Genomic DNA, 23,337 nt, shown 5'->3' with positions numbered 1-23,337 from the left:
CCGGGGGCGTCGGGCGGGTCAGACCGCGTGCGGGCAGCTGTCCCGGTACGCGGAGATCTCGGCCCCGGTCCGGGGCGCGGGGCAGAGGAACTGCTCGTAGCGGACGTCCCCGTCGACGAAGCGTTTGAGCCAGGAGATGCTGAACGACGCGATGGTGGTGTTCGGCGTGTTGGGCGCGAAGTGGCTCGCCCGGTTCAACTCCAGGTACGCCTTGTCCAACCCGGCGGGCAGGCTGGCGAAGAACGGCTCGGCGTGGCTGCGGGTCGGGGCGACGGTGTCGTTCTCGGCGCCCACGACCAGCGTGGGCACCTGTGACCGGGACCAGTTCTTGGTCAGGTTCCACGGCGTCAACGGGATCGCCGCCCGCAACGACGGCCGCGCGACGGTCGCCTCCAACGCGCCGCCGCCGCCCATCGAGTGGCCGATCACGCCCAGCCGGTCGCGGTCGATCCGGTCGCGCACCGTGCTGCTGTCCACCAGGAAGTCCAGCGCCGCCAGCAGTTGCCGGCCCCGGCTGGCCGGCTGGTCGGAGCGGGTCACCGTGTCGATGTTGAACACGACGAAGCCCTGGGAGGCCAGTCGCGGCCCCAGCCAGGCCATACTGGACCGGCCGGCGGTGAACCCGGGCGCGATCGCCACCGCGCCGAAGGTGCCCTCGGCGGTGCTGGTCGGGAAGTAGATGGTGCCGCCGCCGAAGCCCCGGGCGGTCAGCGCGGACACGGTCGTCTCGGCGGTCGCGAAGGGTCCCCGGGCGGCGGCGATGCTGGCCGCCGTCGGGGCCGGGCCACGGGCGTACCCGTCGGCGGCGTCGGCCGTCGGGACGAGGGTGAGTCCGGAGGCGACCAGCAGGCCGCTCAGCGTCACGACGAGCAGGGCGCGCAGTCGCCGCCACCGTCGGGACGGTCGGCCGGCGGTGGCGGTGTGCCGCCCGGGACGGGGCGGTGAGGTACGGACGGAAGGTTGCATCGACGCTCCCACGGATCGACGGGCGGCCGGTGCGCTCTCCGTCGCGGGGTCGGCCCGGCACCGGCGGGGGAGGCCGGGACCGGGCGGCGGAGGACGTCGGCCGGGACGCCGGCCGGTGCGGCACGGCGTACGGCCGACGGTGCCAGGGTGGGAAGCCGCTGACCAGCCAGGACGGTGATCGTGAGACGGCTGTCGCAGCCTCCGGCTCAGCCCGGACGGTCCGTGGCGGGCCGCTGCACGGTCATCGGCACGGTGTCGAGCCGGGCCCAGTCCCGGCTGATCTCGGCGGCGGTGCGCAGCAGGCGCGGCAGGTGCTCGTCGGTGAGCCGCTCCAGTGAGGTCTCGGCGGCGTGCACGGTGACGTTGAGCGCGGCCACCACCCGGCCGTCGCCGTCGCGTACCCCGGTGGCGACCGACCGGATGCCGGCGGCCAGGTCCTGGTCGGCCAGGGCCCAGCCGCGCGCCCGCACCTCGCGCAGTTCCCGGTCCAGCTCGTCGCGGTCCGGCTGCCAGCGGGCGGCGATGCCGGAGCGGCTCGGCACGGCCAGCACGGCGGTGAGTTCCGCCGGGGTGAGGGCGGCCAGCAGCACCTTGCCCATCGAGGTGGCCACGGCCGGGAACCGGGTGCCGATGGTCACCGCGAGCGTGACGATCTTGGGCACCGCCACCCGGGACACGTAGACGATGTCGCTGCCGTCGAGCTGGGCCAGCGAGGTCGACTCGTCGGTCTCGGCCACCAGTTGCCGCATGTGCGGGCGGGCGACGTCCCAGATGCTCAGCGAGTTGACGTACGCCACGCCCAGTTCCAGCACCCGGGGGGTGAGCGCGAAGCCCCGGTCGGCGGCGCGCACGTAGCCCAGCTCCTCCAGGGTGAGCAGGATGCGGCGTACGGTGGGGCGGGCCAGCCCGGTCACCGCGGCGATCTCGCTGAGCGTCATCGTCGGCTGGCCCGGACGGAAGCAGCGCAGCACGTCGAGGCCGCGCGCCAGCGCCTCGATGAAGTCGGTTCCGGCCTCGCGCCCCATGGATTCCCTTCGCTGCCTGCCCCGGCCCGGCGGGCGGTCACCCGCCGGGTGCGTCGGATGGCTAATGTTTCCACTGCGCCGAGCCGGCGTCCCACTCGGTGTAGGTGTACGGGTTGTCCAGCACCGCCGTCTCGGGGACGTCCGGGTTCATCCCCTTCTCCCAGGCGTCGACGCCCATGGCGTCGGTGAGGTGTTCGACGGTGCGTTCCACGGCGGCGCGGGCGGCGGCGAGGTCGACGTCGACCAGCCGGTGCTCGTGCTTGACCACCCGGCCGTCGACCAGCACGGTGTGCACGTCGCCGCGTTGAGCCTGGAACACCACGTGGCCGTAGGGGTGCAGGATCGGGAACATCACCGGCGACCGGTCGTTCTTGATCAGCACCACGTCCGCCCGGCGGCCCGGGGTGAGGGCGCCGACGAGGTGGTCGAGGCCGAGCGCCCGGGCGCCGCCCCGGGTGGCCCACTCCACGACCTGTTCGGCGCGCAGGTGGCAGTGGGTGACGGTCTCCTGTCGACCGTGCGCCTCGAGGTGTTCCCGGGAGCGGTCGGCGCTGAGCGTGGCGCGCATCGCGGAGAACAGGTCGCCGCTCCACCAGACGCTGGTGTCCATGGACAGCGAGACCGGGATGTCGTGGTGGCGCAGCTGCCAGGTGGGCGGGTAGCCCTGGCCGGCGCTCTGCTCGCTCTCGGTGGACACCGAGACCGAGCCGCCGGTGGCCGCGATCCGGTGGTACGAGTCGCGGTTGAGGGTGGCGGCGTGCACGTAGACGGTCGACTCGGTCATGAACCCGTGCTCGTGCATCAGCCGGATGCCGTCGTCGTTGGTGGCCCCCCACACCCCGGCGTGGGTGGTGACCGGCACGCCGAGGTCCCGGGCGACCTCGAAGGCGGCCCGCTCGGGGAAGGCCGGGTCGCCGGTGACGTCGAAGGCCATCTGGAAGCCGAGCCGGTCGCCGCGGCCGTGGATGCGGCGGGTGACGAAGTCGCGGAACTCGGGGGTGGTGGCCCACTGCCACGGTCCCTGTTGCAGGTTGCCGTAGGCGAGCACGAACCGGCCCGGCACCGCCTCCAGGGCGTCGACGGCGGCGTCGGCGTGCTGCGGTGTCTGTAGGCCGTGTGACCAGTCCACGGTGGTGGTGACCCCGGCGTCGACCGCCTCGATGGCGGCGAGCAGGTTGCCCGCGTAGACGTCCTCGGGGCGGAACAGCTTGCCGGATTCCAGGTAGTACCAGACGAAGTACTGGGTGAGTGTCCAGTCGGCGCCGTAGCCGCGCATCGCGGTCTGCCACATGTGCCGGTGGGTGTCGATCATGCCGGGCATGACGATGCCGCCGGCCGCGTCGATCTCCCAGGTGCCTTCGGGCACGTCCAGCCCGACCCCGACGGCGGCGATCCGGTCGTCGACGACCAGCACGTCGGCGCGGGGGAGCACCGTGTGGGCGTCGTCCATGGTCAGCACCAGGCCGTTGCGGAAGACCACCGGCCGGCCCGCCGCCGGTGTCCGCCCCTCGTTCGCACTCATCGCCGCCACTTCCGTTCCGGGGTGCTTGCGGACGCATGTCCGCTGTACGGTCAGATCAGGTTTCGCCAGTGTGTTCCCGGTCACCGGTCATGTCAAGAACGAGTTACCGAGGTGTGTCCGATCGTTGCACACCGCGCGGAGCTGGGAGTTTCCCGAGAATCACGCCGGGGTGTTGACGTCCGACCGGCCCGCCGGTGAAACTGGCCTGGCGGACACAAGTCCGCCAGGCGGACAACGTGAGGAGTGGGTCATGGCAGAGGAGACACCGAGCCGGACCGGTCCGCTGCACGGCGTCGTGGTGGCCGACTTCTCCCGCATCCTCGCCGGGCCGTACGCCACCATGCTGCTGGCCGACCTCGGCGCCGAGGTGATCAAGGTGGAGGGGCCCGGCGGCGACGACACCCGCACCTGGATGCCCCCGGTCCGCGACGGCGTCGCCACCTACTACCTGGGCATCAACCGCAACAAGCGGTCCATCGCGCTCGACCTCAAGGACCCCGACGACCTGGCCGTGGCGCACCGGCTGGCCGCGCGGGCGGACGTGCTGATCGAGAACTTCAAGCCCGGCGGGCTGCGCCGCTTCGCACTGGACTACGACACCGTGGCCGCCGGCAACCCCCGGGTGGTCTACGCCTCGATCAGCGGGTTCGGCACCGGCGCGGGCGCGGCCTACCCCGGCTACGACCTGATGGTGCAGGCCATCTCCGGGCTGATGAGCCTCACCGGCGACCCGGACGGCCCGCCCTACCGGGCCGGCATCTCCGTGTTCGACGTGATGGCCGGGCTGCACGCCGCGATCGGCATCCTCGCCGCCCTGCACCACCGGCACGACTCCGGACGCGGCCAGCACGTCGAGGTCAACCTGCTCTCCTCGGCGCTGTCCGGTCTGGTCAACCACAGCAGCGGCTACGTCGCGGGCGGGGTGGTGCCCTACCGGATGGGCAACGCCCACCCCAGCCTCTTCCCGTACGAGCCGCTGCCCGTCGCCGACGGCGAGCTGATCGTGATCGCCGGCAACGACGGGCAGTTCCGCCGGCTCTGCCAGGTGCTCGACCTGCCGGAACTCGTCGACGACCCCCGGTTCACCCGCAACCAGGACCGCACCGCCAACCGGGAGGAACTGCGCCCGCTGCTGGTCGAGCGGCTGCGCCGGCGCACCCGCGACGAGTGGTTCACCGACCTGATGGCCGCCGGGGTGCCCTGCGCCCCGATCAACACCATCGACGGCGGGGTCGCGCTCGCCGAACGCCTCGGGCTGGACCCGGTGGTCACCGTCGGCGAGGGCGCCGCCGCGGTCCCCGGCATCCGGCACCCGATCACCCTTTCGGACACCCCCGCGCGGTACGGCGCCCCGCCGCCCGCGCTCGACGAACACGGCGAGGAGATCCGCGCGTGGCTGACCGGCAGCTAGACTTCCCGACCTCGATCGGCACCTCCGACCCGACCACCATCCGGCTGCTCGGTCAGGACCTGGCCGGCGACCTGATGGGCCGGGTGGGCTTCGGTGAACTGGCCTTCTGGCTGGTCGCCGGGCGTCGCCCCGGCCCCGGCGAGGTACGCGTCTTCGAGGCCGTCCTGGTGGCCCTGGCCGACCACGGCTTCACCCCCACCGCGATCGCCGCCCGGCTGACGTACCTCAGCGCGCCGGAGGCGTTGCAGGGCGCGATCGCCGCCGGCCTGCTCGGCGGCGGCTCCCGCTTCCTCGGCGTCACCGAGGACTGCGGGCGGTTCCTCGCCGACACCCTCGCCGGTCTACCCGAGCCGCCCACCGACGACGCCGGTTGGGACGCCGTCGCCCTGGACGCGGTCCGTGCCGCCCGCGCCGCCGGGCGTCTGGTGCCGGGGCTCGGCCACCCGGTGCACAAGGAGACCGACCCCCGCACCCCGGTGCTGGTCGCGATCGCCGAGCAGGAGGGGCTGCGCGGGCCCCACCTGCGGCTGTTCGAGGCGGTCGGCCGGGTCCACCCGCAGGTGCTCGGCCGTACCCTGCCGCTCAACGGCGCGGGGGTGTGCGGCGCTGCCCTGGCCGACCTCGGCCTGCCGATCGACCTGCTGCGCGGCTTCGCCCTGCTGGCCCGCACCGCCGGCCTGCTCGGCCACCTCGCCGAGGAGCGACGCCGCCCGCTCGGCATGGACATCTACCGCACCGTCGACCGCAACGCCCGGTACGTGCCGGACGACGCCGACTGATCCCACCCCCAACCGTCTGCGAGAGGAGCGGCCATGGCCCAGGTCGTCGCGGTCATCGCCTCCACCCACCATCCGTTCTACTACCGCGCCACCACCGCCACCGGTGAGGACCGGCCCCCGTTCGCCGACGAGTGGGCCCGCAAGATCCTCGCCTTCCGGGAGACCCTCACCCGGGCCAGGCCGGACGTGCTGGTGATGGTCGGCTCCGACCACTTCCACCAGCTGTGGCTGGACAACATGCCGCAGTTCCTGGTCGGCAAGGCGCCGTTCTACGACGCCAACTGGTACAACGAGGAACGCGAGTTCGGGCTGCCCCGGATGCTGCTGCGCGGCCAGGAGGACCTGTCGGCCCACGTGCTGCGGGCCGGCCTGGACGCCGGGTTCGACCTGGCCTTCAGCAACGAGCTGCGGATCGACCACAGCATCACCTGCCCGATCATCACGCTGCGGCCCGAGGCGGACCTGCCGATCGTGCCGATCTACACCAACATCTTCGCTCCGCCGCTGCCGCAGCCGAAACGGTTCGTGCAGCTCGGCGCGGCCATCCGGGAGATCGTCGAGAGCTGGCCCAGCCACCTGCGGGTGGCCGTCATCGGCACCGGCCACCTGTCGCTGGAGCTGGGCGGGCCCCGCCAGTTCGGCCCGCAGGGCCCGGACCCGGAGTTCGACCGCCGGGCGGTGGAGTGGATCGCCAACGGCGACCTCGACGGCTGCCTGTCCGAGGTGACCCTGGACAGCCTGCACGCCCCCGGCAACGCCACCCACGGCTTCATGGACTTCATGCTGATGATGGGGGTGGCCGGCGCGGGCGCCAAGGCCGACCACGTGGACACCCTCGACCTGTTCCACACCATGGAGGCGTACTTCACCTGGTACCCGAACGGAGCGCCGGCATGAGCCGCTACCTGGTCGACAAGTTCCTCTACACCGTCGACCGCGACCCGGAGCTGGTGGAGCGCTACCGCACCGACCCGCACGGCACGGTGACCTGGTGGGAGGCCGAACGCGCCAACGCCGTCCTCAACTGCCACACCGGCGAGGCGAGCACCTGGCTGCGCTTCACCGACGAGGAGCGCGACGCGCTGGCCAGCCACGACCACGTCCGGCTCTTCGCCCTCGGCGCGCACCCGTTCCTCACCCTGACCCTGTTCATCGCCATGTTCGAACGGGACCACGCCGAGCCGATGGCCTACCAGAAGCAGTACGGCCTGCGGCTGGCCCACTTCTCGCTGCCCTACCCCGACATCGCCACCTGATGACCGCCGGAGCCGACTCCGCGTCGATGCCCGCCGTCGTCGTCACCGGTCACGGCGCGCCACCCGAGGTGGTCACCCGCCCCCGGCCGGTGCCGGCCGACGGCGAGGTGCGGGTACGCGTCACCGCCGCCCCGCTGACCCCGCTGGACCTGCTGTGCGCCTCGGGCACCTCCTACCTGGGCGTCCCGGCCCTGCCGTACGTCCCCGGGGTGCAGGGTGTGGGCACCCTCGACGACGGCACCCCGGTCTGGTTCCCCACCCGGGCGGGGATGGCACCCGGCGACGGCAGCCTGGCCGGGTACGCGGTGGTCCCCGCCGCCGACCCGGTGCCCCTGCCGCCGGACGCCGACCACCGCCTGGTGGCGGCCCTCGGGCTCTCGGCGGTCGCCGCCTGGGCGGCGTTGACCCTGCGCGGGGGCCTACGCCCGGGGGAGGTGGTGCTGGTGCTCGCCGCCGGGGGCACGGTCGGGCAGGCCGCCGTGCAGCTCGCCCGGCTCGCCGGGGCGGGACGCGTGGTCGCCGCCTGCCGCTCCGACGCCGCCGTCTACTCCGCCCGCCGCTGCGGCGCGGACGCGGTGGTCCGGCTCACCGCCACCGACGAACCGGAGACCCTCGCCCGGCGGTTCCGGCAGGCCGCCGACGGCCCGGTGGACCTGGTGCTGGACCCCCTGTTCGGGGTGCCCGCCGCGGCGGCCCTGCGTGCTCTGGCCCCGGGCGGGCGGCTGGTCAACCTCGGCGGGTCGGCCGCGCCGAGCGCGACGATCGACTCGGCGACCCTGCGCGGCGGGTCGTTGCGTCTGCTGGGCTACACCAACAACGAGCTGACCCCCGCCGAACGGGCCACGGCGGTCACGCTGGTCGCCGGGCACGCCGCCGCCGGCCGGCTGACCGTCACCCACCAGGTGCGGCCCCTGGCCGAGGCGGTGGACGCCTGGGCCGACCAGCGGGCCGGCACCACCGCCGGCCGTCTCGTCCTGGTGCCCCCGGACTGACCGCGGGTCACCGCCGCAGGACGGGCGTCGCGTCCTGGGTGGCCCGGGACGCGCCGAGCCGGACGCCCACCACGAGGGCGACGACCGCGCCGACGACGAGCGGCAGCCGGACCCCGGTCAGCGACAGGGTCTCCCGGAACGCCGTGGCCCCGACGAGCACCCCGGTGACCGGTTCGGTCAGGGTCAACGCGACAAGGGGCGCGGCGAGCCGTCCGTGCTGGAACGCGGCCTGGTTCACCTGCACGCCGAGCAGGGCGACCACCAGCAGCGCCCACGACCTCGGGTCGAGGGCCAGGGCGAGCGGGTCGCCGTGCCACCGGGCGGCCACCGCCTTGAGCAGCGCGGCGCTCACCCCGTAGAGGACCCCGGCGGCGATGCCGAGCAGGGTGCCCCGGGCCGCGTCGCCGGCCCGTCGGGCGGCGAGCAGGCAGCCGGCGACGGTGGTGACGGTGCCGGCGGCCACCCACCACCAGGCCGACGCGCCCGGCTCGGTGACTCCGGCCCGGGGGTCGGCGGCGGCCAGGAAGGTGACCAGCCCGGCGGTGCCGACGAGGGTGGCGGCGAGATCGCGGCGGTGCACCGGCTGCCGGCTCCAGCCGGCCTCGATCAGGATGGCCATGAACAGCCCACTGGCCAGCAGCGGCTGCACCAGGGTCAGCGGGCCGTAGCGCAGGGCCAGGGCGTGGGCGCACACGCCGACGACGTCGGGGACCCAGCCGAGCTGCCAGAGCCGGGTCCGCAGCAGCCGCGACAGCAGCCGCAGATCCAGCGCCCGCCGCCGCTGCTGCTGTTTGGCCGCCCGCTGGTGCAACGTGGTGGACAGGGCGAACGCGAACGCCGCGACCAGCGCGGCCAGCACCGCGAGCGTCATGTCCCGTCCAGGTGGTCGCCGAGCGGGCCCACCGTCCACCCCCGCTGCCGGCACTCGTCGAGCAGGTGGGGGAGGGCGTCGAGGGCGGCCCGCCACGCGCCGGGGGTCGCCGTGCCGGAGGAGTCGTGCAGCAGCACGGTGCCGCCGCCGCGCAGCCTGCGACGGAGTTCGGCCAGCACCGACCGGGCGTCGGCGGTACGGGTCCAGTCCCGTCCCCAGCAGGTCCAGAGCACCGGCCGCAGGCCCAGCCGGTGGGCGGCCAGCAGGGCCGGTCCGGTCAACACCCCGTACGGGGGGCGGTAGAACCGGGGGGTCTGCCCGGTGACGGCGACGGTCAGCGCGTGTGCGGCGGCGAGGTCCCGGCCGGTGGCCAGCGGCCCCCGCAGCAGCAGGTTGCGGTGCTCCCCGCCGTGCAGGGCCACCTCGTGCCCGGCGGCGACCAGCCGCCGTCCCAGGTCGGGGTGCCGTCGCAGCATCGTGCCGAGCAGGAAGAACGTCGCCCGTACCCGGTGGGCGGCCAGCACCTCCAGGAAGTGCGGGGTGGACTGCGGGTCGGGGCCGTCGTCGAAGGTCAACGCGATCCGGTCCGGCGGTCCCACCCCGTCGAGCCGGCGCAGCAGCCGTCCCCGCAGCGCCGGCAGCGCGGTGACCGCCGGCGCCCCGTGCAGGCCGACGGCGGCCAGCCCGGCCGCCAGCAGGCCCGTCGTCCGCCACCTCACCGGCGGCCCCGTGACGCCGCGAGCAGCGCCGCGACCACCGCCACGGCGTCGCCGAGGTGTCGGCGTGGCCGGTGGTACGCCTGTCCGTTGCCGGGCACGGCGGCCAACTCGGTGACCAGTGCCTCCACGTCGGCCGGGTCGGCGGACAGCGGGACGAACCGGTCCCGCCGGCCGGTGGTCTCCATCAACGCCGGCCGCAGCTGCTCCACCGACGACGCGCGTCGGGTCAGACCGGCCCGCGCGAGGATGCCGGCGTTGGCCCGCCCGTGTCCGGGCAGCGGCCGGTAGGTCACCACCGGCACCCCGGCGGAGAGCGCCTCCTGGCAGGTGAGGCCACCCGCGTTCTCCACCACGACGTCCACCGCGCGCATCAGGGTCGGCATGTCGTCCACCCAGCCGAACACGTGCTCCCAGTCCCGGCGGAGCCGGTCGTAGAGCGGGGTGTTGCGTCCGCACACCACGACCGGTCGGGCCCAGCCGGTCGCGCCGACCTCCGCCACCGTGGTTTCCACGTCCCCGGCGCCCCACGCCCCGGCGACGATCAGCGCCAGCCGGTCCCGTTCGGGCAGCCCGAACCGGCGGCGGGCCTGCCGCCGGTCGGTGTGGTGCGCGCCGCCGAAGGCGGGTGACACCAGCGGTTGCACCGTCGTGACGGGCGTGGCGTCGGCGTCGACCGGGGGCACCTCGGCGTGCCGCAGCGCGTAGTACCGGTCCACGCCGGGGCTCAGCCAGGTGGGGTGGAGCGCGAAGTCGGTGACGTAGCTGACCACCGGGACGGTGAGCCGGCCCTGCCGGCGCAGCGGTCCGAGGAGTTGGTTGGCGAAGGGGTAGGTGGTCACCACGGCGAGGGTGTCCGGTGGGATGGCCCGGCCCATCCGGCGTCGTACCGGTCGTAGCAGGCCGCGGATCAGCGCGACGGACAGTCGGGACCGGGCGGTCAGGGTGAACAGGGCGTCGTAGCCGCGGGGGAGCCAGCGCAGCATGTCCCGGTACGCCTCCCGGAACACCCAGCGTACCGGGCGCGGCAGCACGTCCAGCAGGTTCAGCCGGTCCACCGTGAAGCCGCGTTCCCGCAGCCGGTGGGCCAGTTCGCCGGCTGCGGTGTCGTGGCCGGCACCGACATCCGCCGAGATCACGAGGACCCGCCCTCGGCACTCCATGCGAGCGCGGATACCCGTCGCGGGTCGGGACAGTCCCGGGGACGGGAGCTACCCGGTGCGGAAAACAGGAAGACGTCTTTACTGTTAACAAACTTTAATTTACGGTGGTGGCAATCGTTCCAGGTCGATCCGTCCGTACGGGCCGGAACCCCCGCCGCCGGACGACCGCCCCGCCCCGTCGAGGAGTGCCCCATGCGCCGCACGATCACCGTCCCCCTGGTGACGACAGGTGCCGTCGTCACCTCCCTGGGCCTCGCCGCGCCCGCCCAGGCCCACGGCTACGTCTCCGCCCCGCCCAGCCGCCAGGCCCTCTGCGCCCAGGGCAAGGTGCCCGACTGCGGTCAGATCCGCTACGAGCCGCAGAGCGTCGAAGGCGTCAAGGGGCTGCGCAGTTGCAGCGCCGGGATCACCCAGTTCGACGTCCTGGACGACGACAGCCGGGGCTGGCCGGCCACCCCGGTCGGCAGCACGGTCACCTTCACCTGGGTGAACACCGCCCGGCACGCCACCAGCAACTGGGAGTACTTCATCGGCGGCACCCGCGTCGGCGTCGTCGACGGCGGCGGCCGGCAACCCGACGCCACCGTCTCGCACAGCGTCAACCTCGGCGGCTTCACCGGCCGGCAGAAGATCCTCGCCGTCTGGAACATCGCCGACACCGCCAACGCCTTCTACTCCTGCGTGGACGTGCAGATCGGCGGAACCGGCCCCACCCCCACGCCGAGCCCGTCGCCCACCCGCACCCCGGGCCCCACGCCCACCCCGACCCGTACCGCCACCCCGACCGCCCCGCCGACCGCCGGCGGCAGTTGGACGGCCGGCCGCAGCTACCAGGTCGGCGACGTGGTCACCTACCAGGCACTGAGCTACCGGTGCCGGCAGGCGCACACCGCCCTGCCGGGCTGGGAACCGCCGTACGTGCCCGCCCTGTGGACCCGGATCTGACCCGGACGCCGACCATGCCGCTGCGCCGACCGGGCCTCCCGCCCCCACCCGCCGCCGGCCCCCGCCGGGCCGGCGGCGGCCGGCCACCCGCGACCGTCGGCCGGCCCGGCCGCCGACGCCGGGGCACCATGGTCGCCGTGGCGGCCCTGCTGCTCGCCGGGTGCGCGCCCGCCGCGCCCCCGGCCACCCCCGCGCCGGCACCGGCGGGCGCGACTACCGTGATCGACGGACTCGACCTGGTGTTCCTGCACGCCATGACGGCCCACCAGGAACGGACCCTGGCCATCGTCCGGGCCGCCCCGCAGCGGGTCCGGGAACCCCGGTTGCGGACCCTCGTCGCGGCGATCGACGCCACCGAAACCGACGAGGTGGCCCAGGCCCGCCGGTGGATCAGCGCCGCCGGCCCGGACACCGGCCACCACCGGCACACCCACCCCGACCCCGGCGACACCCCCGACCCGGTGGCGCTGCTGCGTGGCACCCCGGAAGCCGGCTACGACGCCGCCCTGGTGGCGGTGCTCGTGCCGCAGCAACGGCAGGCCGCCGCGCTGGCCCGGGCGCACCTGGCGGTGGCGGTCGCCCCGGCCGTCCGCGACCTGGCCCGACGCATCGACGAGTCCCGCACCGCGCAGCTGCGACTGATCGCCACGCTGCCGGTCGCCCCGCCCACCCCCTGACCGCCGACCGACGCCGCAACCCCCGACACCACACCGGAAACGGCCGATTCCCCCACCCGTACGGTCAGCGGGCCGAATCGTTCGGTCACCCCCGCGACATCGATGTTCCTCGTGTTCCCGGCCACCGGTATAGTCCCGGCAATCCTTATTGGAGTGTCGCAGGGAATGCACGTGATCTGCGTGACGGCAGCTGGGCTGGAGGATGCGCTGTCCGGCTCACCATTCGTCGGACGGCGGCCGGAGGTCGCCCGCATCCGCGCCGCCCACGCCGACAGCGTCCGCACCGGCACCCAGGTGGTGTGCGAGGTGGTCGGCGACCCGGGGATCGGCAAGACCCGCCTCGTCCACGCCGCCCTCGACAGCTGCGCCCCGGCCCTGCCCCGGGCCGTCGGCACCTGCGTCGAGGCTGAGCGGGACATCCCGTTCCACGTCTTCCGGCACGCCTTCGGCGCCCCCCACCCCGCCCGCGCCGACCCGGGGCGGCCCACCGCCGGGGCCGAACCCGACGGCCTGCCGGCCCTGCGCCCCGTCGGCCCGCTCGACGTACGCCAGTTCCGCACCTACCAACTGGCCCGCCGGCTGCTCACCCTGGCCGCCCGGGACGGGCTGGCCCTCGTCCTGGACGACCTGCACTGGGCCGACACCTCGTCCACCGGGCTCGTCACCCACCTGCTGCGCTACCCGGTGCCCGCGCCGCTGCTGCTGCTCCTGGTCTACCGGCCCCGCCAACTCGACACCGCGATGCCGTTCGGCCCGCCCGACGCCGGCGTCCCCGGCGGCCGGGGCCGGGAGCGGATCGAACTGGGACCCCTCAGCCTCGCCGACACCGTCGCGCTGTACCCGCACGACGACCCGGCCGAACTGGGCCGCCGGCACGACCGGGCCGCCGGCAACCCCGGCTACCTCGCCGCGCTGGACGGCGTCGGCCCGGACGGCGACCGGGACCCCCCGTCGACCGCCGGGCCCCGGCTCACCGACCGGGCCGTGGCCACCCTGCGCGCCGAGTGGGCCGGCCTGTCCCCGGTCGACGCGACGTGCCTGCGCGCCGCGGCCGTGTGCGGCACACCGTGCGGGGTGGACCTGCTCGCCGAGGTCGCCCGCCTGCCGGCCCGGGAGGTGACCGAGTCCGCCTGGCGACTGGTCCGCCGGGACCTGCTGCGGGTCGTCCCGGCCACGGCCCGGTTCACCTTCCGGCATCCGGTGCTGCGCGCGGCGGTCACGCAGGACACCGACCCGGCCTGGCGGGCGGAGGCACACCACCGGGCGTTGACCGTGCTGCTCGCCCGGCAGGCCCCGCCGGCCGAGCGGGTGGCCCAGGCCGAACACCTGCTCGGCCTGCCCCACGGCCGGCCGGTCGAACCCTACGTCGACGTGCTCTGCCGCGCCGCCGGGGAGATCCGCGGCGACGCCCCGGAACTGGCCGTCCGCTGGCTGCGGACGGCGTTGCACGCGGTACGCCCGCCGGCCGGCTCCCCGGACACCCGGCACGACGTCACCCTGCTGCTGGCCCGGATCACCGGCGAGATGGGCAACCTCGCCGAGAGCCGCGCCCTGCTGCGGGAGGTCGTCCCCGAACTGCCCGTCGATCCGACCGGCCGCCGGGCCGCCGCCGTCGCCCAGTGGGTACGGGTGGAACGCCTGCTCGGCAACTACGCCGAGGCCGCCGCGATCAGCCGCCGGGAACTGGTCGGGACGCCGACGCCGACCGCCGGGGCGTACCAGCTCGCCACCGAACTCGGCGCGATCGGCATCCTGTCCGGTCACCCGTCGCCGGTGCCCGGCGGCGCACCCGACGGCGAGGCCAGCGGCATCGACCGGGCCGGCCTGCTGGCCGTCCGCGGACTCGCCGCCGCCCACGACGGCGAGGTGCAGATCGCCCGGGAGTTGCTCGCCGCCGGCGCGCCGATCGTCGACGCGCTGCCCGACCGGGACCTGCGCGAGCGCCCCGACTGCCTGCTGGCGTTCGGACTGGCCGAGCTGTTCCTGGAACGCCCCGCCGACGCCACCCGGCACCTCGACCGGGGGATCACCCTGGTCCGTGACGCCCACCGCGACGACGGCCTGTGCCAACTGCTGCTCGGCCGCAGCCAGGTCGCCTACCACCGGGGCCAGCTCGGCACCGTGATCGGACTGACCACCGAGGCCGGCGGCATCGCCCGCCGGATCGGCAGCCGCTCCCTGCTCAGCTTCGCCCTCGCCTTCGAGGCGCAGGCCACCGCGTGGCGGGGCGGCCCGCGCGACGACGATCGGGCGGTGGCCCTGGCCCGCACCGCCGTGGACCTCGCCAACGACCTCGACAGCTGGTCGGGACGGACCGCGGCGACCGCGCTGGCCACCGCGACGCTGCTCGCCGGGGACCCCGCCACCTGTGTGGAGATGCTCACGGACGCCGGTGGCGACAGCCGGCTCACCCGTCTGCAGGCATCCCTGCGACCGATGTGGCACGAACTACTCTGCGCCGCCGCCCTGGCCGCCGGGGACCTGCCCGAGGCGTACCGGCGGGCCCGCGCCGCGCTGGCCGCCGCCGACCTGCTCGGCCTGCCCGGTCAGCACGCCTTCGCCGAATCGGCGTACGGGGAGGTGCTGCTCGCCCGGGGCGAGGTGCTGACGGCGCTGCCGTACCTGCGCACCGCGGCGGACCGGTTCCGGGCCGCCGGCATGATGCTGCGGCACAGCCTCGCCCTGGTCGCCATCGCCCGGGCCTCCGAGGCGGTCGACCAGGGCGGCCCCGCCCTCCGGGCCCGCCGCCGGGCACAGGAGCTGGCCGCCCGGTGCGGCACCGAACGGGTCGGCCTGCGCCTGGCCCGGCCGGTGCGGGCGCTCACCGAGACCGCCCTGACCGACCGGGAGTGGCACATCGCCCGGCTGGCCAGCACCGGCGTCACCAACCGCCTGATCGGCCGTCAGCTGCACATCAGCCCCCGCACCGTGGAGGCGCACCTGACCCGGATCTACCGCAAGGCGGGCGTGGAGTCCCGGTCCGGTCTGGTCGCCTGGGTGTCCCGTTTCGACGACACCGACCGCTGACCGGGACGCCCGGTCCGGCCGGCGCGTCAGCCCTTGTCGACCAGGGCGGCGTCCCCGACGGGCGTCGGCGCGCCGGAGCCGTTGTCCAGCAGGCCCGCGATGTGCGCCTCGGCCTGGTGCTCCACCGCCAACCGGAACGCCTCGGTGAGCACGTTCACCACCCCCTGGGTGAGCAGGATCGTCTCCCGGTCCCCGTCGGACCACGACGGCCGGGACCCGCTGCCACCCAGTTCCGGGGCGAGCGTCAACATCCGGGCGGTGACCGCCGAGACCAGTTCGTCGGCGAGGGGCCGGACGCTGTCGAGCACCTCACTGAGCGCCTGCAACGCCGGCACCGTGCCCATCCGGACCCGGTGCAGGTCCAACGCGGCACGCAACGGCCGGGGCCGCACCGTACGCACCGTCCCGTCCGGGGCCCGCCCGATCACCCCGTGCCGGGTCAGCGCGTGGGTCAACGCGGGACGTTCGGCGGCCAGCCGTTGCAGCATCGCGGTCAGCCCGTCGGGGGTCTCGTCACCGGTCCGGACGCCGAGCATCGCCTCGATGGAGACCAGGTTGAAGCCCTGCCGTTGCAGGGTCAGGATGGCCTCCAGCCGGCGGACGTGGGAGTCGTCGTAGAGCGCGACCCGACCCCGGCGCACCGGGGGTGCCAGCAGCCGGCGGGCCTGGTGGGCACGGATGTTCCGCGCCGACATGCCCACCTTACGGGCGAGTTCCTCCACGGTGTAGCCGACCGGGGCACCGGCGGTCGCCGGCCCGGTCGTCACCCGGTCGATGGTCACGGTGGCCTCCGCCTGCGTCGGGGACGGGGTACGGCGACCTGCCGGCCGGTTGCGGCGGACGGCAGACTCCCCGCGGCCGAGCGTATGGCCGGGTCTGCCCGCGCGACAGAAGGGGAACCACTACTTGCCCCCGACGGCGACCAACCATTATCCTCCGTGACCGCGCGATCACGATGGTCCTGGACGGAACGGTTCGCTGTCAGCGTCCCGGGGCGTCGGTGACGCGGGCCGGGGCGGTGAACGGCAGCAGCACCCGGAACACGGTCGAGCCCGGCACACTCTCCACCCGGATGTCGCCGTGGTGCTTGTTGACCACGATCCGGTACGAGATGTCCAGCCCCAGCCCGGTGCCCTCACCGACGGCCTTGGTGGTGAAGAACGGCTCGAAGATACGCGGCCGGACCGCCTCGGGAATCCCCGGCCCCGTGTCGACGACCTCGACGGCCAGCAGGTCGCCGGCCCGACCGGTGTGCAACGTCAGGGTGCCGTCCGCGCCCATCGCCGACAGCGCGTTGTCGATCAGGTTCGTCCACACCTGGTTCAGCTCGGCCGCGTACGCCGGAATGGGCGGCAGGCCCCGGTCGTACTCCCGGACTACCCGGACCCCCGGCGGGACCTTGGCCTTGAACATGACCAGGGTGGCGTCGAGCAGGTCGTGCACGTCCACCACCTGGTGCGGGGCCCGGTCCAGCTGCGAGTACTGCTTGGCCGCGCCGACCAGGGTGGAGATCCGGGTGACCGCGTCGTCGATCTCGGCCATCAACTGCTCGGTGTCCAACGTGTACGACAGCCACCGCACCGCCGACTCCAGGTCCTGCTGGCCGACCACCTCGCGGACCTGCTCCAGCCACGCGGTGTCCAGGCCGGCGGCGACAAGCGTCGGCGCGAGGTCCCAGCCGGCGGTGACCCGCTGTTCGTCCAGCCAGTCGGCCAACGCGTCCTCGGCGTCGCTGGCCGCCATCGGGGACAGCTGCGGCGCGCGGGCGGCCCGCTTCACCGCCTCCTCCTGCAACTCCACCAGGGTGTGCAGCCGCCGGCCGTCGAGCCGACCGTCGGCGATCATCGCCAGCTTGTGCCGCATCCCGGCGACCCGGTCGCGCAACGCCGACGTGGCCCGGACCGCCGCGCCGGCCGGGTTGTTCAGCTCGTGGGTGAGCCCGGCCGACAGCGAACCCAGGGCGAGCAGCCGTTCCCGCTCGCCGATGATGGTCTGGGTGTCGCGCATCCCGAAGAACAGCCCCTCCAGCAGGTGCATGGCCATCGGGAACCAGGTACGCACCGCGTGGGCGAACGTCTCGGCGGGCAGCACCAGGAACGCGGCGTCGGTGACCGCCCGCAGCGTGTTCAGGTAGACCTGGTCGACCTGTGCGCCGAGGTACGCCTGGGTGGCCCCGCCGTACACGCCGCGCTGGTCGGTGCGGGTGACCTCCAGGTCGTCGCCGTGCACCCGCCGGCTCATCGACACGGTGCCGGAGAGCAGGGTGAAGAAGCAGGTCGCCTCCTCACCCTCGGCGTAGACGACGGTGCCGGCGGCCCGCTGCTCGACCCGGCCGTGTTCGGCCAGCCAGTCGAGCTGTTCCGGGTCGAGGGCGGCGAACAGGAACAGCTCCCGCAGCTGCTCCGGGGTGAGTCGTTCGTCCGAGTCGCTCACTGTGCCTCCAGGTAGCGGTGTACCAGCGCGACGGCCATCGCACCCTCACCGACCGCCGAGGCGACCCGCTTGACCGAGGAAGCCCGCACGTCACCGGCGGCGAACACCCCCGGCAGGCTCGACTCCAGGTGGTACGGGTCGCGGTCGAGGGTCCAACCGGGTGGTTTCCGGCCACCCGCCGTCAGGTCGGGGCCGGCGACGATGAAGCCCCGCCCGTCGCGGACCAGCACCCCGTCCAGCCATTCGGTGCGCGGCTCCGCGCCGATGAAGATGAACAGCCAGGAGGCGTCCACCTCGCGGACGTCGCCGCTGCGGGTGTCCCGCAGCCGTAGCCGCTCCAGGTGGTCGTCGCCCTCGCCGCCGACCACCTCGGTGTGCGGGTGCACCACGATCCGGTCGATCCGGTCCAACTGCTGGATCAGGTACGACGACATCGACGCGGTCAGGTCGGCGCCCCGGATCAGCAGGTGCACCCGGCTGGCGTACCGGGAGAAGTGCACCGCCGCCTGGCCGGCGGAGTTGGCCCCGCCGACGATCCAGACGTCCTGGTCGACGCAGCTGGGCGCCTCGGTCGACGCCGCGCCGTAGAACACCCCGCGCCCGGTCAGGTCGGCCAGGCCCGGCGCGTCGAGCACCCGGTAGGAGACCCCGGTGGCCAGCACCACCGTGTGCGCGGCGATGGTGCTGCCGTCACCGAAGTGCAGCAGCCGGGCCGCCCCGGCGCTCTCCAGCCCCACCACCTCGCGGGTGCTGAGCAGCTCAGCGCCGAACTTCAGCGCCTGCCGGCGGGCCCGGTCGGTGAGCTGGGCTCCGGAGACCCCGTCGGGGAATCCGAGGTAGTTCTCGATCCGGCTGCTCTGCCCGGCCTGGCCGCCGGTGGCCCGCCGCTCCACCAGCACGGTGCGCAGCCCCTCCGACGCCCCGTAGACGGCGGCGCCCAGCCCGGCCGGGCCGCCGCCGACCACCACCACGTCGTAGAAGTCGGCGGACGGGGCGACGGTGAGCCCGGCCACCGCCGCCAGTTCCGCCTCCGTCGGGGCGACCAGCGCCTTGCCGTCCGGGGTGACCACCAGCGGCACGTCGGTGGCGTCGGCACCGGCGGCGGCGAGCAGCCGACCGCCCTCCGGGTCGTCGGTGAGCAGCCAGCGGTAGGGCACCAGGTTGCGGGCGAGGAAGTCGCGGACCGCGAACGACGGGGCCGACCAGCGGTGCCCGACCACCCGGATCTCGTCGCTGGCCTGGTCGGGGCTGGCCGCCCAGGCCTCCAGCAGGGTGTCCACCACCGGGTAGAGCTTCTCCTCCGGCGGGTGCCACGGCTTGAGCAGGTAGTGGTCCAGGTCGACCACGTTGATCGCGTCGATCGCCGCGTCGGTGTCGGCGTACGCGGTCAGCAGCACCCGGCGGGCGGCGGGGAAGAGGTCCATCGCGGCCTCCAGGAACTGGATGCCGTTCATCTCGGGCATCCGGTAGTCGGCCAGCAGCACCGCCACCCGTTCGCCCCGCAGCTTGATCTCCCGCAGCGCCTCCAACCCGCCGGGGCCGGAGTCGGCCCGGACCACCCGGTAGCGGTCGCCGTACCGGCGGCGGATGTCGCGGGCGACCGCCCGGGAGACGGCGGGGTCGTCGTCGATGGTGAGGATCACCGGCTGTGCCATGGTGCCCATGTAAGCACAGCCGTCGGGCCGGGCGTCCGTGCCGCCGACGGCGGTCCGGGGGTGGGTGGCCCGACGGTGGTTATCCGTTGGTTTTCTCCCGGACACGGCCTATGGTGGGCCGCATGTCCCCGGCCGTCAGCCCCCGCCCGACCGCCACCGGTTTCCCGGTGGCGGTGGTCGTGGTCGGCCGGCGCGGGGCGGCGGTTCCCGGCGCGACCCTGCCCGCCGTCGTGCCCACCCAGGGGCGGCCGAGCCCGATCCCCGCCGGGCGTGGCCCACCCGGAGACCGAGCATCCTCCGGAACGGCCACCAGGGCGAAGCCAGCAGGCTTCGGCCCTTTTTCTATTTCCCGACCCTGTGACCCGAGGCACCCAGCCCGAAAGGACCCGTCCATGAGCACCGATCTGCACGACCAGGCCGACCAGCACCGGCTGACCATGCTCCGCCAGAGCCTCACCGACCAGTTCGCGTCGCAGACCGCCCGGTTGACCGAGCTGACCGCCGACACCGGCGACCCGGCCGAGGCGCACACCCGGGGCGCGCTGATCGCGGCCACCCGGCAGAGCCTGGACCACCTGGCGGGCGCGTTGCGCAGGATCGCCGAGGGGAGCTACGGCCGCTGCGAACGCTGCCAGGTGTCGATCCCGGCCGAACGGCTGGAGGTGCTGCCGCAGGCCCGCTTCTGCGTCCCCTGCCAGCAGAAGGCACACGGCTGACCCGCCACACCCGGCACCGTCGGCGGGCCGGTTTGTGTGCGCCGCCGGCCGGTCCCGGCGCCGGCATCGTCACCTGCGCGGCGTGTCGTCGCCGTCGCGCGGGTGCGATGCCGGCACGAGATCCCAGCGCTTGAGATCACCTGTCGACGCCGGACTCCTCACACGTCGGGCTCCTCACACGGCCGGGGCCGGTGCGCGGCGCTGGAGAGCAGGCGGGTGGGGCCGGCCCGGGTGGGTGGGCCCCAGTGGTGGTTTCGCATCCTTTCGAGCTGATGACGTTGACGCATCACCCGTCGAGGTGCACACCCGAGAGACCGCGAAACCTGCCTGTGGTGTGCCTGACCGGGAACTGAGTCGTTGACGTCGTCAGATCGAAAGGACGCGCACCGCACCTGCGGCCCGAGACAACCCCGGCCCAGTTCCGGATGGGCCGCCCACATCCCCCCTCCCCGGGGCGCGGCGGTACCCGGAAGGACCGGCCGGCCGATCCTTTCCACCTAGCAGCCTAGGATGCCCTGGAGGTGGTGACCCCGGCCCACCGACCGAACACGGAAGAACGGTCACCGGACCGGGTAGGGAGAGGACGGAATCGGGGTCAGCCCGTGGGCCGGTCGAGCCGGTACGGTGCTCGCCGTGACCGCAGACGATCGTCGGGTGGCCGGCCCGGTCGCCGTGCTCGCCAACCCTGTCGCCGGCCGGGGCCGGCACCGGGCGCTGCTGCCCCGGGTCCTCGACGGCCTCGCCGCCGCCGGCCGCCCGGTGGAGCTGCTCACCGCGCACGACCCCGCCGGGGCGGAGGCGGCCTGCCACGCGGCGGTCGCCGCCGGGGCGTCCGCGTTGGTCGCGGTCGGTGGCGACGGCACGGTCCACCGGGCCCTGCAGGCCGTCGGCGGTACGGCGGTGCCGTTCGCCCCGGTGCCGGTCGGCACCGGCAACGACTTCGCCGCCGACGCGGGTTTCCCGGCCGATCCGCTCGCCGTCGTCGCGGTGATCGCCGCCGCACTGCGGGCCGGCCGTACCCGCCCGGTCGACCTGGCCCGGATGACCGGCGGCGACGGCACCGACCGCTGGTACGGGGCGGTCCTCGCCGCCGGCTTCGACGCGATCGTCAACGAGCGGGCCAACCGGATGCGCTGGCCGCGCGGCCCCCGCCGGTACGACCTGGCGATCCTCGTCGAGCTGGCCCGGTTGCGTCCGCGCCGCTACACGCTGCGCCTCGACGGCGTCCCGCACGAGGTGGACGCGGTGCTGGTGGCGGTGGGCAACGGTGCCAGGTACGGGGGCGGGATGCGGATCTGCCCCGCCGCCGACCTCACCGACGGACTGTTGGACGTGGTGGTCGGCGGCCGCTTCGACAGGCGTACCCTGATCCGGGTCAAACCGCGCATCTACGCCGGCACCCACGTGACGCATCCGCTGGCGAGCAGCTTCCGGGCCCGCACCGTGGAACTGGCCGCCGAGGGCATCACCACGTACGCCGACGGGGAGCGGTCCCTGGACCTGCCGGTACGGATCAGTGCGGTGCCTCGGGCGGTGCGTCTGCTGCGGTGAGCGGCCCACGCGGGGCGGCGGCCCGGACCGCACCGATACTGGCGACGACCACCAGGCCGATCGCCAGCACCTCGACCGGGTGCAGATCCTGCCCCAGGATCAGCCAGCCGGCGAGCGCGGCGAGCGCCGGACCGAGGCTCATCAGCACGGCGAACGTCGAGGTGGCCAGCCGGCGCAGGGCCAGCAGTTCCAGCGTGTAGGGCAGCGCCGAGGCGAGCAGCGCCAGCCCGGCCCCGAGGGCGAGCACCCCCGGATGCCACAGCCGCGCCCCGGCGTCGGCCAGGCCGAACGGCAGGGACAGCAGCGCGGCCAGGGCCAGGGCGAGGGCCAGCCCGTCGGCCCGGGGGAACCGCCCGCCGACCCGCGCCGAACAGACGATGTACGCGGCCCACAGCGCGCCCGCCGCGAGCGCGAGGCCGACGCCGACGGGGTCCAGCCGGTCGAAGCCGCCCTGGCCGAGCAGCGCCACCCCGGCCAGCGCGAGGCCCGCCCAGCACCAGGCCGTCCACCGGCGGGCGGTCAGCACCGACAGGGTGAGCGGCCCGAGCACCTCCAAGGTCACCGCCGGGCCGAGCGGGATGCGTTCGATGGCCTGGTAGAAGACCGAGTTCATGCCGGCCAGGGCGAGCCCGAACGCGCCCACGGCCAGCCAGTCGGCCCGGTCGTGCCCGCGCAGCCGGGGGCGGCACACCAGCAGCATCAGCACCGCCCCGATGGCCAGCCGCAGGGTGACCGTGCCGGGGACGCCGACCCGGGGAAAGAGCAGCGCGGCGACGGCGGAGCCGAAGTGCACCGACAACGCCCCGCCGAGCACCAGCCCGACCGCCGTCGCCCGGCCGGACGAGCCGGTCACGGGGAGGGCAGGGCCAGGTCGAGCACGGTGCCGAGGCCGCTGGGGCGGCCCGCTCCGGCGGCCGGCAGCACCAGCACCCCGCAGCCGGCGGCGACGGCCCCGGCGTCGGCCGGGGTGTCGCCGACCATCAGGGTCCGCTCCGGGTCGACCCGCAGCATCCCGCAGGCGCGCAGGAAGATGCCCGGGTCCGGCTTGCACCGCCCCACCTCGTACGACAGCGCGTACGCGTCGACCAGGTCGGCCAGGCCCCAGGCGGTGAAGAGCGGGCGGATGTCGAATCCGATGTTGCTGACCACCGCCACCGGGATGCCGGCGTCGCGGAGCGCGGTGAGCACCGGCGCGGTGTCCGGGTAGGGCACCCAGCCGTCCGGGGCCAGCACCCGCTCGTAGAGCGCCTCGGCGAAGCCCTCGATCCCGGCGTCCACCGTCTCGGCCAGCCCGGTGTACGCGGCCCGGTGGGCGTGTTCGTAGAGGTCCCGGTCGGCCCAGAGTTCGGCCAGCCGGGGCGGTACCCGGGCGGGCGGCGGGCCGCCGGCCCGGCCGGCGGTGAGCAGCCGGTCGGCCAGCGCGGTGGCCCGCATCCGTTCCAGCTCGACCCCGCACGTCGCCGCGGCGGCGACCACCCAGTCGTGGGCCGGTTCGACCTGGGCGAGGGTGCCGTGGAAGTCGAAGAGCACCGCCTCCACGCGATGGCGGGACGCGCCCGCCCGGGTGGCGTGCGTGACGCCGTTCGGGGTCTGGGACGGTTCGGCATGATCCGGCACGTCGTGCACCCTACC

21 protein-coding genes are annotated in these 23,337 nt (G+C 74.7%); 10 read left to right on the top strand and 11 right to left on the bottom strand.

What is annotated here, in order from left to right; translation table 11 throughout:
- Positions 1-18: 18 nt before the first annotated feature.
- The 3 genes from FJK98_RS18075 to FJK98_RS18065 form a co-directional block, all read right to left on the bottom strand.
- Entirely contained in the window at positions 19-966 is a 948-nt protein-coding gene (locus tag FJK98_RS18075) for an alpha/beta hydrolase (RefSeq protein WP_145920063.1), read from the bottom strand.
- A gap of 206 nt (positions 967-1,172) precedes the next feature.
- Positions 1,173-1,991 carry an IclR family transcriptional regulator C-terminal domain-containing protein gene (locus tag FJK98_RS18070; protein ID WP_145920062.1) on the bottom strand — a complete coding sequence of 273 codons (819 nt, stop codon included), beginning with the start codon at positions 1,989-1,991 and terminating at the stop codon, positions 1,173-1,175.
- Positions 1,992-2,052: 61 nt separating this feature from the next.
- Positions 2,053-3,513, bottom strand: a complete 1,461-nt coding sequence (locus tag FJK98_RS18065) for an amidohydrolase family protein (protein WP_145920061.1) — start codon at positions 3,511-3,513, stop codon at positions 2,053-2,055.
- A gap of 250 nt (positions 3,514-3,763) precedes the next feature.
- Between FJK98_RS18065 and FJK98_RS18060 the strand changes: the two genes are divergently transcribed.
- The 5 genes from FJK98_RS18060 to FJK98_RS18040 are packed head-to-tail and all read left to right on the top strand — an operon-like array spanning position 3,764 to position 7,951.
- Positions 3,764-4,924, top strand: a complete 1,161-nt coding sequence (locus tag FJK98_RS18060) for a CaiB/BaiF CoA-transferase family protein (RefSeq protein WP_145920060.1) — start codon at positions 3,764-3,766, stop codon at positions 4,922-4,924.
- On the top strand, positions 4,906-5,703 hold the full coding sequence (locus FJK98_RS18055) for a citryl-CoA lyase (RefSeq protein ID WP_145920059.1): 798 nt from the start codon (positions 4,906-4,908) through the stop codon (positions 5,701-5,703). The genes FJK98_RS18060 and FJK98_RS18055 overlap by 19 nt, the downstream gene beginning before the upstream one ends.
- Positions 5,704-5,736: 33 nt before the next feature.
- Positions 5,737-6,600 (top strand): extradiol ring-cleavage dioxygenase, encoded by an 864-nt coding sequence (locus tag FJK98_RS18050; protein ID WP_145920058.1) that lies wholly within the window; start codon positions 5,737-5,739, stop codon positions 6,598-6,600.
- Positions 6,597-6,959, top strand: a complete 363-nt coding sequence (locus tag FJK98_RS18045) for a hypothetical protein (RefSeq protein WP_088647735.1) — start codon at positions 6,597-6,599, stop codon at positions 6,957-6,959. The genes FJK98_RS18050 and FJK98_RS18045 overlap by 4 nt, the downstream gene beginning before the upstream one ends.
- Positions 6,959-7,951: a zinc-binding dehydrogenase gene (locus tag FJK98_RS18040; protein ID WP_228543821.1), complete on the top strand. Its 993-nt coding sequence runs from the start codon at positions 6,959-6,961 to the stop codon at positions 7,949-7,951. Before FJK98_RS18045 ends, FJK98_RS18040 begins: the two co-directional genes overlap by 1 nt.
- Positions 7,952-7,958: 7 nt before the next feature.
- Here FJK98_RS18040 and FJK98_RS18035 read toward each other — a convergent pair whose 3' ends face one another.
- The 3 genes from FJK98_RS18035 to FJK98_RS18025 are packed head-to-tail and all read right to left on the bottom strand — an operon-like array spanning position 7,959 to position 10,677.
- Positions 7,959-8,822 carry a DMT family transporter gene (locus tag FJK98_RS18035; protein ID WP_145920057.1) on the bottom strand — a complete coding sequence of 288 codons (864 nt, stop codon included), beginning with the start codon at positions 8,820-8,822 and terminating at the stop codon, positions 7,959-7,961.
- Entirely contained in the window at positions 8,819-9,541 is a 723-nt protein-coding gene (locus tag FJK98_RS18030) for a polysaccharide deacetylase family protein (protein ID WP_240762120.1), read from the bottom strand. Before FJK98_RS18030 ends, FJK98_RS18035 begins: the two co-directional genes overlap by 4 nt.
- On the bottom strand, positions 9,538-10,677 hold the full coding sequence (locus FJK98_RS18025; protein WP_240762118.1) for a glycosyltransferase: 1,140 nt from the start codon (positions 10,675-10,677) through the stop codon (positions 9,538-9,540). The genes FJK98_RS18030 and FJK98_RS18025 overlap by 4 nt, the downstream gene beginning before the upstream one ends.
- Positions 10,678-10,893: 216 nt before the next feature.
- Between FJK98_RS18025 and FJK98_RS18020 the strand changes: the two genes are divergently transcribed.
- The 3 genes from FJK98_RS18020 (at position 10,894) to FJK98_RS18010 (ending at position 15,350) form a co-directional block, all read left to right on the top strand.
- Positions 10,894-11,646, top strand: coding sequence for a lytic polysaccharide monooxygenase (locus FJK98_RS18020; RefSeq protein ID WP_145920055.1), 753 nt, complete (start codon positions 10,894-10,896; stop codon positions 11,644-11,646).
- Positions 11,631-12,323: a DUF305 domain-containing protein gene (locus FJK98_RS18015; protein ID WP_240762115.1), complete on the top strand. Its 693-nt coding sequence runs from the start codon at positions 11,631-11,633 to the stop codon at positions 12,321-12,323. The genes FJK98_RS18020 and FJK98_RS18015 overlap by 16 nt, the downstream gene beginning before the upstream one ends.
- 153 nt (positions 12,324-12,476) lie before the next feature.
- Positions 12,477-15,350, top strand: coding sequence for an AAA family ATPase (locus tag FJK98_RS18010; RefSeq protein WP_205789035.1), 2,874 nt, complete (start codon positions 12,477-12,479; stop codon positions 15,348-15,350).
- Positions 15,351-15,376: 26 nt separating this feature from the next.
- On the opposite strand, the gene FJK98_RS18005 is transcribed toward FJK98_RS18010, so the two are convergent.
- From FJK98_RS18005 to FJK98_RS17995, 3 genes are all read right to left on the bottom strand, one after another.
- Positions 15,377-16,132 (bottom strand): MerR family transcriptional regulator, encoded by a 756-nt coding sequence (locus tag FJK98_RS18005; RefSeq protein ID WP_145920053.1) that lies wholly within the window; start codon positions 16,130-16,132, stop codon positions 15,377-15,379.
- A gap of 199 nt (positions 16,133-16,331) precedes the next feature.
- Positions 16,332-17,783 (bottom strand): ATP-binding protein, encoded by a 1,452-nt coding sequence (locus FJK98_RS34685; RefSeq protein WP_145920052.1) that lies wholly within the window; start codon positions 17,781-17,783, stop codon positions 16,332-16,334.
- Positions 17,780-19,438: an FAD-dependent oxidoreductase gene (locus FJK98_RS17995; RefSeq protein ID WP_145920051.1), complete on the bottom strand. Its 1,659-nt coding sequence runs from the start codon at positions 19,436-19,438 to the stop codon at positions 17,780-17,782. The genes FJK98_RS34685 and FJK98_RS17995 overlap by 4 nt, the downstream gene beginning before the upstream one ends.
- Positions 19,439-19,830: 392 nt before the next feature.
- Between FJK98_RS17995 and FJK98_RS17990 the strand changes: the two genes are divergently transcribed.
- Both FJK98_RS17990 and FJK98_RS17985 read left to right on the top strand, forming a co-directional pair.
- Complete coding sequence (locus FJK98_RS17990) at positions 19,831-20,154, top strand: TraR/DksA C4-type zinc finger protein (protein ID WP_145920050.1); 324 nt, start codon at positions 19,831-19,833, stop codon at positions 20,152-20,154.
- A gap of 624 nt (positions 20,155-20,778) precedes the next feature.
- Positions 20,779-21,705 (top strand): diacylglycerol kinase family protein, encoded by a 927-nt coding sequence (locus FJK98_RS17985; protein WP_145920049.1) that lies wholly within the window; start codon positions 20,779-20,781, stop codon positions 21,703-21,705.
- On the opposite strand, the gene FJK98_RS17980 is transcribed toward FJK98_RS17985, so the two are convergent.
- A complete protein-coding gene (locus tag FJK98_RS17980) occupies positions 21,668-22,558 on the bottom strand; it encodes a DMT family transporter (RefSeq protein WP_194823001.1) in 891 nt (296 codons plus the stop codon). The genes FJK98_RS17985 and FJK98_RS17980 overlap by 38 nt on opposite strands.
- Positions 22,555-23,322 (bottom strand): HAD family hydrolase, encoded by a 768-nt coding sequence (locus FJK98_RS17975; RefSeq protein ID WP_370516911.1) that lies wholly within the window; start codon positions 23,320-23,322, stop codon positions 22,555-22,557. Before FJK98_RS17975 ends, FJK98_RS17980 begins: the two co-directional genes overlap by 4 nt.
- Positions 23,323-23,337 lie beyond the last annotated feature (15 nt).

The organism is Micromonospora sp. HM134 (assembly GCF_007833915.1).
In the GTDB taxonomy this organism is placed as follows: Bacteria; Actinomycetota; Actinomycetes; order Mycobacteriales; family Micromonosporaceae; genus Micromonospora; species Micromonospora wenchangensis.
This window is presented reverse-complemented; position numbering and strand designations above follow the sequence as displayed.